Genomic DNA, 10,712 nt, shown 5'->3' with positions numbered 1-10,712 from the left:
TAGCCATTTCTTTGGCTCTGACGACTTTCTGCTCGTTCATAGTTATCGGCCTGGATATATTCTGTTCGTTGATTCTCCATCAATTGGTTGAACACTGTTGTCAAAATGCTTTTCGAGGCATCATCTTTTACCGAATGTTCAATAATGCTTTGAACCTCTTCTCTATTCATTGTAAAATGTACTTGGGTCATGTAAAGTCCTCCTAGGTATGTTTTGTGGTAAAAACATTGTACCGTAAAAGGAGCTTTATATGACCTTTTATCTTTTACACAATTATATGGACTTTATCTATATATCCCTTAATTAAAGATGGCAGTAATTATGTCTAATGATCCACAATTCATTTAATTGTCTCTAAAAATCATGTTTTAACCAATTAAATTGATATATTTAGACTTCAATACCTTTAATAAATATCTTACTCAAAAAGCATTGATCTTATCTCAACAATTTAGAAGTTAAACAGTTAATAACTTTGTGTCTGTATTAATCAAATTCTTTACTCATCATAAAATACTAATAGATCAACATTAAATATTCTCTTTTTTATAGTGCTTAAAAAAATTATCTTCAACTAAAATTGTACATCTTGTCCGTTCTCGAAAAATTTCAGCTGTTTATTTTACTCAATTTCCTTTTTTATGAATCCGTCTCTTAGTTATCAACAATCATTCATTGTAGTCGACCCCCCCCCTTTCTTCCACTATCCAAAAACCGACCGATTGAAAGCATAATTATGCGCTCGAACTTCTTTAAACCTTTTTTCTATACATATTTCATTATATGGCAAATGAATTTGCGCCCGATATGTCGGTTTTGATACGTATTACAAATCACAATAGTTATTTCCGCATTATTTTGTAAAGTTACATCACCAATTAATTGATCATTATATTGTATATAATAACACGCTCCATGTATGGATAAATACGAATACATCCGCTTCAAGCGTTCAACGGTATATCGTTCACTCACGCCATTAACTTGTCGACACAATTCTTTGTCCTAATACCATTGAATGGTCACTACTGTATGAAGATAATAAGAAACCAACGTAGCCTTTTCATCTACTACACGTTGTTCCATCATGACATCCACTCATTTATAAAAATATCTCTAAAACTCTAGTATATTATATCATGTACTGGCTGAATGCCTTATTCAAACTGATATGATTAAACACAAAAAAAGATGAAGTACTTAATAGTACTTCATCTTCTCAACTATATTACTTATTTCTGTTTGTTAATTCCATTTTAAAATCGTCTAATGCATTACGCTGTTGCGCGAAATACATATGAAAACCTTTATCTTCATTCCCAATTAAAATAAGTGATTTATAAAATAATTGTAAATTTCTATACTTTTCCCATAAATCCTGATTTTGATTACGGTTATTTCCTAAAAAATCCTTATATTGCCATTCTAATATTAATGCATCAACTGCCACTCCTAAAAATTTAAGATCTTTTTCGTCGGTTGTATGATCTATTCTATGTCTTAAATCATCTAACTTATCCCAACTAATATTTTTGTTAGCAAAAAAAGCATCTAAACGACCATGATAATTTGCTCTTTTTCTCTTGATTATTGCATTAATATCACCTTTCGATGCTCTAAAGTCATACCATGGACTTACTGTTTCATATCGTTCAAGTCTTTGTGATGCTTCTACTGTTTCTGGTTTACCACCAATTAAAGCACATCCCATAATACATGCTGCTGCACCTAAACTAACTACTGTTCGCATACCTTTGTTTTTCATTGTTTCCCTCCATATATATGTGTTTATTTTTTGATAAAACTAAATATATACGAAAAAACATCATTCGTCAATATATACTTTTAAAAAATATATTATACAAATAAATAGGTTAGTATTATATTAGATATTGATTAAATGAAAAATAAAATACAATTAAATGATTTTTTGTTTGATAATTCACTTAAATTTTAATTTACACAAAGTATCGTATTTTTCATCCCACTACATTTATCCTCACCACACTATTACATATATAGCAATTATTGATAGAGCTGCTGATTTAATTAATATAATATACTTTATTTAACCATCGCGCGATTACAATAGGTTTTATTTTATGTTACTATTTAAATAGTGATTTTAACAATCCTGTAAGGAGTTGAAATAAATGAAACTAGTAATCGAACAGTTAAAAAAAGACTTCAAAGACAAACAGGTACTTAAAGGAGCCTCATTTGAATTTGAATCAGGTAAAATTTATGGACTGTTAGGAAAAAATGGTGCGGGTAAAACGACCCTGTTTAACATTATTTATGGGGAATTAGAAAAAAATGATGGTCGCTTTTATCTTGAAGAAAATGGGGAGACTTTGGAGATTAACTATGAACACGTGGGTATGCTTTTTTCCGAAAATTTTTTACCCGATTTCTTAACTGGATATGAATTTGTCAAATTTTTTAATGATCTCAATGGAGATGGTCAAACACCGGATCATTATTTAGATTTGATGGACTTTTCAAGAGAGGATAGACATCTATTAATCAAAGATTATTCTCACGGAATGAAATCTAAGCTTTCTTTACTGTCCATTATCATTGGGAAACAAAAAATTATTTTATTAGACGAGCCACTAACTTCGATTGATGTCGTAATGGCTGCCGAAATAAAAAAAATATTAAAAGCCTTAAAAAAAGATCATATTTTAATTCTTTCCACCCATATTCTTGAACTGGCCAACGATTTGTGCGATGAAATTGTCATATTACATGATGGTCAATTAATGCCATTTGAGCACTTACAAAATGATGAACACTTTGAAAGAAAAATTGTTGAACTTTTAAAGGAGTCTAAAAAAAATGATTAGAACGTTCACTTTTTTAATTCAATATAACCTGATTAATTTTTACAATGGACTCATCTTCTATTTACAAAAAATACCTGTATTGGGGAAATTTGTTTCAACTAAGTTATATCAAGCAAATTTCGTATTCCAATGGGGCGTGCCTCTTGCAATAATCTATCAGTTGATGTCCGCTATTTTTTCAAATATAGTATTTATCGTTATTATTGGCATACTTCTCCCAAGTTATGGCAATAAATTTGTTGATTCAGAACAAATCCTTTTTTCAAAATATGGTCCCTATTATCTCACCATCGCCATGTTGATTGTAGGCATGAGTTTTGAAATTTTTCGAGCTTTTGAAAATAATGAAACTAAATATATGCACATTAAAATCCTACGCGTCAATCCTAGATTGTACGCTTTTGTCAATGACTTATTAATTTATGGTCCTAAAATTATCGGATTTAGTGTCGCTATGTCCCTCTTTCAATTTATATTAAAGATTTCTTTTTATGAAGCTTTTTCTTTTGTTATTTTTGTCACTGGTTTACGACTATTCATGAGAAGTTTATATCTCTATTTATTTAAAAATAATTATCATCTAGGAGAAAAATTAGCTAGTTATCTCTCATTTTCTGTTGCTGGTGTTGGATTTATTTTGGGAGTACTAGGAACTTTCTTAAACTTAGGATTTGACTATCATTTATTTTTCTCACTTAAATTTTTAGTTTTAGGTCTCTTTTTACTCTTACTAACCATTATTTTCAATATAAAAACTCGTTACTTAGAACAGTTTATTTTCAAATCACTAAATATGAGTCATTTAATCGAAACAAAACAAACTATCGCTGAAGCCAATACCCAGTCGGCACAAGTCAAAGACAATCAAATTCGATTAACCACGACTCATTATTCAAATGATAAAGGAATTATCTATATTAATAAGCTATTTTATGACCGAATTAACTCGGTTTTTAAAAAGAAGATACTCTTTCGAGTGGGAATCATCGGTGTGACTATCATAGCTTTTAATGCGTTAAAATATTTTGACTTATTTTCGCAAAAAGATGTTCGTGGTTTGTCTCAATTCATTCCATTAATTGCTATTTTAATCGCTAGAGGATTGTATTTAGGAGAATTTTTCACTCGTACAAGCTTTTACTATATGGATCGCAAACTATTAAAATTTCCGTTTTATCGAACGAAAAAAAATATAACCGATTCGATAATATTTAGAATCAAGCAACTGCTCAAATATAATTCACCTCAATTTATTGTCCTACTGATTGGTCTATTATTCACTTACTATCATTGGGATATATTCGATCCAAAACAAGTTTTACTTATGATTATCAGTTTAATTAGTGGATATATTTTCATGACTTTTCATTTTCTTTTCGCCTATTACATGTTTCAACCGTTTACTAATCAGATGACCATAAAAAATCCGTTTTATACGGGTATACTCACTTTCTTTAATTACAATTTGTATTTTGGTATGATTGCCTTATTATCTTATGCAGAATATTTAGTTTTTGGCTTTTTTGCATTTGTTATCTTATATGTCGTTTTAGGCACATATACCGTCCATGTATTTGGAACCAAACGCTTTAAGTTGAGATAAATAATTCAAACTATTAAAAACCGCTTATCACATCCGTTCAAAATGACGATAATGTGACAGGCGTTTTTTTTTACAGTTTATAAGCATAAGTTTTAAAGTCACTTGTTTGTGTTTCAATTTGACAATCAAAAAACAGATCTCCTATTCATTATAAGCGTCTCAGCCCTAATAAAAGAGATCTGTTTAATTACTTTTTTCTATTATTTCAGCCAATCTAAAACATACTACAATTTACCTTCATTAAAAAATATAGTAAATATATGTTACGGTAGCTTCCAATACAAATCTAACTATATGATGCGAATAATTAATTTTTTGATTTCTTTTCCCATTTAATAATGCTGCTAATGACATCAGTAGGAACCCTATAACTAGGACTATTATTTTGTTATCATCCATAAAAAAATTTAAAATACCAGTCATTAAAACAAATAGACCGCCAAACATCATTATGATGTTATTAATATTACTTAATTTACCATTTAGTATCGAAATTAAAATATGAATTATCCCCCAAAAAATTAATAGTATCGATATAAATACTTTCATCATTACCTCCTTTAAATATTTTTCTGATCTAATTAATCATTTAAGGTGTAATGATACTTTCTTCTTGTTGATAATAAATGATTAACGCTATAGTCTAATCGTACTTCATACGCAAATAAATCACAACTAGCACAACAAACTATTTATTCCTAAAAACTTCATAATAGTTTCTTTTGATTTGATAATTTAATTCCTTCTTTTATAACATCTTTTCTTTAGAGGTTATAGAGAGGAACAGACTCCATTTTAGTTATCTTCTTTAATTAAGAAGAGGTACAGTATTCCAAAGAAAATCAAAAATTGTATAAAAAACAATACAACGACCCAGATAAATGCGATATCAAAAATACCTGAATATTTTTCGCCATATTCCAAGTAATTTTTGACAGAAAGAGGTATCGTCACTGTTACTGCAGATAAAACCATTGAAATCAATCTAATAAAATGTACTTTTAACTCAGGCATAGAAACAAAATTACTCTTATAAAAATTAGCAATCATATTATAGGAAACAAGTAAAAACATAATAGATAATTTATCAATAATTTGAATCCATGACGCTTTGATGATGAATATATCTGCTAATATGGAAATAAACAAAAATACCACTATCAAGTTAAATGCTTCTGCTTTGGTACTTGTCTTCGATAATTCAATTCTCTCATCTACAATATTATTCTTCATTTTCCTTATCCTCCCAAAATAGTTCATCTAAACTTTTATCTAACTCATAACAAATTTTTAAACATAATTTTATCGTTGGGTTATAATTTCCGGCTTCAATTAATCCAATCGTCTGTCTTGTTACGCCAATCCTTTCTGCCAAGTCTTGTTGAGTCATTTCTTTTTCCAACCTAGCCATTTTAATTTTTATGTTTTTCAAAATTATCGCCCCTTTCCAACAAAATAATAGCATATATAAATTGCAAAAGCAATATATATGTTGCTAAAAATTAGAACATCACTAAATTATATTTTGAAGTGCTTATTTATTATCATGTAGCATCACCTTTCAATTTCTAAAAAACTTCTAATAAAAATGTACTGCCCCCTTAAATCTAACCAAGGATTTAGGAGGCAGTACATTTATTTGACTATATTTTTAAATATAAAATTATTACTATAACACTACGTACTCATTTCGCTTATAGTGGAATTACAACTAATACAATAAATTGATTTGACTTAACACTAATATTTAGATGTCCTTTCAATTTCATCACCCGATCATAAGTGCTTTTTATTCCTATGCCTTGTCTATCAGGGGCCTTTATCGATTTCATTCCATCATAATTAATAGCTACACCAAGGCTGTTAATCGGATTAGCAATTTTAAAAACTAATTTATTGTTTTTAAACCGTAATACTATATCAATTGGCGATTTTAAGCCCGTTCGCTCGATTTCTTCTATCGCATTATCAAGAATGTTACCAAGAATAGCACATGTATCAATAGCTATAGATTTTAGATTCAAATTATATGGAATTTGTAAGTCTAAATAATATAGAATTCCACTCTTTTTCATTTTAGAAATTTTTTGATTTAGTATAGCATCAATCGGTATGCATCCTGTAATTTTACGATTAAACACTTCCTGCCCCAATATCTCTTGAGTAATTAGTTTAATGTTCTCACAATCGTTATTATCTGCGTAAAAATCAATTGAAGAAACAATATTTTTTAAATCGTGTCTAAGGACGGCTAACTCATTTTCTTGTTTTATGATTTCACTCGTCATACTATTTTCATCATAAGCTATTTTATGCTTTATAATATTGTAGTTTTTTTCACTCAAATAATTATAAAGTACGATTATAACGATATTTATCAGCCATAAATAGCTATCAAACGCAAGAACTTCTATTAGAGGTAATGTCGTTTTGTATAACAGCAACACAATAGAAAAAAGTGGAGTAATTGAAAGAATTCCGTATTCTATTTTATTCAGACCGATTAAATTATCTATTTTGAATCGTTTCAATCCTAATATGAATAAAAGCGTCAATAGTATCAATATGAATTGAACCAAAAGAATAACAAACACTTTAGTTTGTGGCGTATGGTTAAATAGTAAAAGTGCAATATCTTCTTGTATCAAGAACCAAAAAATCAAAAAGAAGAAATGAAATGTTTTTTTCATCACATCTCCAGATAAAAAGAAGAAAAGAATTAAGAAAGTAAAAAACAATGATAAAAATTTGAAATCTATAAACGTATCCTGATTCACTATTATTGATGTCCTACCAATAAAGTAAACAAAAAAAATAAAGCAATAAAATCTAATTTTTGATATTCTGATAACAAAAAAATGCCGTAAATAAACAAAAATAACAAAACTTTGAAATAAAAAAAGTGAGAGAAGGCCAATTGTTTTAAAGAGATCAATCATAATCCAAAACTCCTCTCAATAAATTGATTGTACGCTGCCACTACCGCTTTCTTTCGACTTCTACTAATCGTGATACACTCTCCACTTATCATTGTCACATCACTTCTATTAAACGATGCAACATAATCTAAATTAACTATTGTGCCACTATTAACTCTAACAAAATGCGTTTGAGGTAACTCTTCTTCAATTGTGGATATTTTTCCATAAAACGATACACTGCTATCATTCACCAATTCGAGATGGATTTTTCGACCCAATTCAGAATAAAGGTACACAATATTCTCTAAGAATACTTGAAAGTGTTCTGTACCTACTTGATAAAATAGAAACTTCCGTTTAGCAGTTAATTCTACGAGAACGTCCCTAAGTACAACTCTTAATTTTTCTAGAGATACAGGTTTTATTAGATAACGAAATGGAGAGACTTCAAAACTTTCTAAGGCATATTGTTCATAGCTTGTCACATAAATCAAGATAAAATTTCGATTGATATCCCTTAATAATTTTGCAGTCTCAATTCCGTTGATTCCTTCCATTTCAATATCTAAAAATACCAAGTGATAGCTATCTGCCAGATCGCTCATTGCCTTCACTAGACGATCACCTGTATAATAACCATCAATTTCATATTGCACATTAATCTCATCAAAATACTTTGAAATTTGAGCTTCCAAATGACTAACCTGTAGGCTATCATCATCGCAAATTGCTATTCTGTACATCCTCTTTCACAACTTTCTTTTTTTAGAACATTTTATCACTTATAAGCTCTTTTTTTCAAACACTCTTATAGTAGCACCTAACAACAACATACAAATTAAGCCATATGTTAACAAATGAAACAACGCTAATCCAACTGTAAAGTGATAATTAGGCACAGTAAAAAAATAGCCCGGGATAAATTTAGAAATAATCGCCATATACGACAAAAGTTGACATAAAAAATAAATACCCAGGCTAGCAAATGCAGCAACTATTGCCGAAAGATGTAGCGATAAATAAAATGCTATACTAGCGAGTAAGAGAACAAAACCTAAATTAACTAAACTAATTATTATTGACTGTACATTTGTAGAATGTAACTCCCAAAAGCGCGTATAACCAAATTCAGTTTTAGATAAAAAGAAAATATATGATATAATTGATGACAAACCATTTAGTATGTACAAAAACAATATCGAGAGGATCACAACAATATACTTGGAAATAATCAATGTTTTCTTACTAGCAACTCGATTCACTTCTAGTAAAATTTGTCCGCCTTGAATTTCTCCGCCTAAAATAGAGGAAGAAGTATATAAAATTAATAATAGTGGGATGGTTAATATGAGTAAAAAAGTCCACATCGTTGTGGTAAAGGTGACTAAATCTAATTTGGCTCCAAATTTTACAAAATCCCAGTGTAAAAAAGCACCAAATCCGTAAATCAACGACCACAATGATAACACCGCTAAAACAATGAAGTTCTTCCGCTTCAATAATTTATATAGTTCTGCTAAAATGATAGATTTCATTTTTTTACCCCCTAAATAATTCTTCGATACAATCATTCATTGTGATATCCTTTATGTCACAGTTATACTTGTAAATGCACTTTAGAGTTGCATTTAACAACGACATATCATGTGGTAGAATAATCTGATCTGCTTTTATATCCCCTAAACCTTTCAAACTTTTCTCTAGCTCTGTCGTTAAATGTTCTAAAGTAACAACTATTTTATTGTCCCCCAATTTAGAATGAGTTTCGATGCTCTTTTCATTTATAAATAAGAAATAATCACAAATTTCTTCAATTTCATGTAACTGATGTGATGAGATTAATATGGTAACTCCTTTTTCACGGCGTAACTTTACAATATAATCGAGAAGAACTCTAACTCCTGTGGGATCTAAACCCACAAAAGGTTCATCTAAGATCAAAAATTCGGGATCATCTAATAAGGCCAATGCCAAACCTAGTCTCTGCTTCATACCAAATGAATAAGACTTTACTAATTTTTTACTATTATCCAAACCTACAAAATTCAACAACTTATCAATTCGTTCATCTAAATTTTCTTGATTAAATGTTGAAGAGTACATAGAGAATAATTTTAAATTATCATATGCAGAAAAATCTTCGAATAATTTACAATCTAAGAGAAAGCCAATTTTATTTAACGTCTTTCTTTTAGTATAATATTTCGAATCACCTTCAAATTGAATGTCACCTTGCGTTATTGAGGTGAGCCCTAATATCATCTTCATTAAAGTGGTCTTTCCACAACCATTTTTTCCAATCAATCCCACAATATCCCCTGCTTGAATATCAAAATTAATATCAGTTAACACCTCCTGTTTACCAAAAGATTTACTTAAATGACTTGCTCGTAATATGGTATTCATGAGTATTACTCCACTGAAACTGAAGCTATTGCACAATCTGCTTTTTGGGTTTTCTTTATAGAAAATTTAAGCATTATAGCTTTGTTGTTTGAATTATTTCAACAGCTCTGTTGATACATTCAGTATATGATAATTCAATCAAATAGAAGTTAACTTGCGCTATTTTGTCTGTTTCCTTGTAGTAAATGGTTAATTTTTTTTACTGATTGAAGAGATTAGATCATAATTCAATATTAACAACGCAAAACTATTATCTTGAATTAATCCTAGAAAAAAGCACCAGCAAGATGCTGATGCTTTTTTATTGGCTCTTTATCATATTAAAAAAATGAAGAAATGAAGAATTGAAAAATGATGACTTCAAATCTGACTATTTGCCAGAAAAAGCTATCTTGGTGAGCGCTCTAGCTGTCTACAACGCACGTCAAAAAGCTGGGCTTAACCAGCGTGAACTAGCAGACCTATCACATGTTCCACAATCTATCATTGCACTTATCCAGCGTTTAAATAGCACTAGCATCGAAACCATGAGCAAAATTGCCGTTACTCTTAATAAACCTCTTACGATTCACATTGATTAGTATTAATATAGTTTAAATCCGATAAAGTCCATATAATTGTGTAAAAGATAAAAGGCCATATAAAGCTCCTTTTACGGTACAATGTTTTTACCAGAAAACCTACCCAGGAGGACTTTATATGACCCAAGTACATTTTACACTGAATAGCGAAGAGGTTCAAAGCATTATTGAACATTCGGTAAAAGATGATGTGTCTAAAAACATTTTGACAACAGTGTTCAACCAGTTGATGGAAAATCAGCGAACAGAATATATCCAGGCTGATGACTATGAACGATCCGAAAGTCGTCAGAGTCAAAGAAATGGCTATTATGAACGAGACTTTACAACGCGGGTAGGCACACTTCGCTTA

The 10,712-nt window shown here is 29.8% G+C and carries 13 protein-coding genes; 4 read left to right on the top strand and 9 right to left on the bottom strand.

Going from position 1 to position 10,712, the window contains the following annotated elements:
- Positions 1 to 191: transposase (locus L866_RS0107470; protein WP_025730667.1), on the bottom strand; the 191-nt coding region annotated here is incomplete at its 3' end.
- 1,037 nt (positions 192 to 1,228) lie between these two features.
- Positions 1,229 to 1,765, bottom strand: a complete 537-nt coding sequence (locus L866_RS0107465) for a hypothetical protein (RefSeq protein WP_025730666.1) — start codon at positions 1,763 to 1,765, stop codon at positions 1,229 to 1,231.
- A 388-nt stretch (positions 1,766 to 2,153) separates the two neighbouring features.
- On the opposite strand from L866_RS0107465, the gene L866_RS0107460 reads away from it, so the two are divergent.
- Together L866_RS0107460 and L866_RS0107455 are read left to right on the top strand one after the other, a co-directional pair.
- The gene (locus tag L866_RS0107460) at positions 2,154 to 2,849 is read left to right on the top strand and encodes an ATP-binding cassette domain-containing protein (protein WP_025730664.1); all 696 of its coding nucleotides are present in this window, start codon (positions 2,154 to 2,156) and stop codon (positions 2,847 to 2,849) included.
- Complete coding sequence (locus L866_RS0107455) at positions 2,842 to 4,452, top strand: hypothetical protein (RefSeq protein ID WP_025730662.1); 1,611 nt, start codon at positions 2,842 to 2,844, stop codon at positions 4,450 to 4,452. The genes L866_RS0107460 and L866_RS0107455 overlap by 8 nt, the downstream gene beginning before the upstream one ends.
- A 240-nt stretch (positions 4,453 to 4,692) precedes the next feature.
- On the opposite strand, the gene L866_RS0107450 is transcribed toward L866_RS0107455, so the two are convergent.
- The 7 genes from L866_RS0107450 to L866_RS0107420 all read right to left on the bottom strand — a co-directional run bounded on the left by L866_RS0107450 (position 4,693) and on the right by L866_RS0107420 (position 9,779).
- Complete coding sequence (locus L866_RS0107450; RefSeq protein WP_025730660.1) at positions 4,693 to 5,001, bottom strand: hypothetical protein; 309 nt, start codon at positions 4,999 to 5,001, stop codon at positions 4,693 to 4,695.
- Between the two features lie 246 nt (positions 5,002 to 5,247).
- Entirely contained in the window at positions 5,248 to 5,685 is a 438-nt protein-coding gene (locus tag L866_RS0107445; protein WP_025730658.1) for a DUF6773 family protein, read from the bottom strand.
- The gene (locus tag L866_RS0107440; protein WP_342664133.1) at positions 5,675 to 5,887 is read right to left on the bottom strand and encodes a helix-turn-helix transcriptional regulator; all 213 of its coding nucleotides are present in this window, start codon (positions 5,885 to 5,887) and stop codon (positions 5,675 to 5,677) included. Before L866_RS0107440 ends, L866_RS0107445 begins: the two co-directional genes overlap by 11 nt.
- A 259-nt stretch (positions 5,888 to 6,146) precedes the next feature.
- A complete protein-coding gene (locus L866_RS0107435) occupies positions 6,147 to 7,142 on the bottom strand; it encodes a GHKL domain-containing protein (RefSeq protein WP_245578444.1) in 996 nt (331 codons plus the stop codon).
- 245 nt (positions 7,143 to 7,387) lie between these two features.
- Entirely contained in the window at positions 7,388 to 8,116 is a 729-nt protein-coding gene (locus L866_RS0107430) for a LytR/AlgR family response regulator transcription factor (protein WP_025730652.1), read from the bottom strand.
- 39 nt (positions 8,117 to 8,155) lie between these two features.
- Complete coding sequence (locus L866_RS0107425) at positions 8,156 to 8,908, bottom strand: membrane protein (RefSeq protein ID WP_025730650.1); 753 nt, start codon at positions 8,906 to 8,908, stop codon at positions 8,156 to 8,158.
- A gap of 4 nt (positions 8,909 to 8,912) precedes the next feature.
- On the bottom strand, positions 8,913 to 9,779 hold the full coding sequence (locus L866_RS0107420) for an ABC transporter ATP-binding protein (protein ID WP_025730648.1): 867 nt from the start codon (positions 9,777 to 9,779) through the stop codon (positions 8,913 to 8,915).
- Positions 9,780 to 10,123: 344 nt separating this feature from the next.
- On the opposite strand from L866_RS0107420, the gene L866_RS0107415 reads away from it, so the two are divergent.
- Together L866_RS0107415 and L866_RS0107410 are read left to right on the top strand one after the other, a co-directional pair.
- The gene (locus L866_RS0107415; protein WP_025730646.1) at positions 10,124 to 10,360 is read left to right on the top strand and encodes a helix-turn-helix domain-containing protein; all 237 of its coding nucleotides are present in this window, start codon (positions 10,124 to 10,126) and stop codon (positions 10,358 to 10,360) included.
- 118 nt (positions 10,361 to 10,478) lie between these two features.
- Positions 10,479 to 10,712 (top strand): IS256 family transposase (locus L866_RS0107410; RefSeq protein WP_025730644.1); only part of this gene is annotated, 234 nt, incomplete at its 3' end.

This window comes from Atopobacter phocae ATCC BAA-285, assembly GCF_000526675.1.
In the GTDB taxonomy this organism is placed as follows: Bacteria; Bacillota; Bacilli; order Lactobacillales; family Aerococcaceae; genus Atopobacter; species Atopobacter phocae.
Note: the sequence above shows the minus strand (reverse complement) of the source record. Positions and strands in the feature narration are given on the sequence as shown.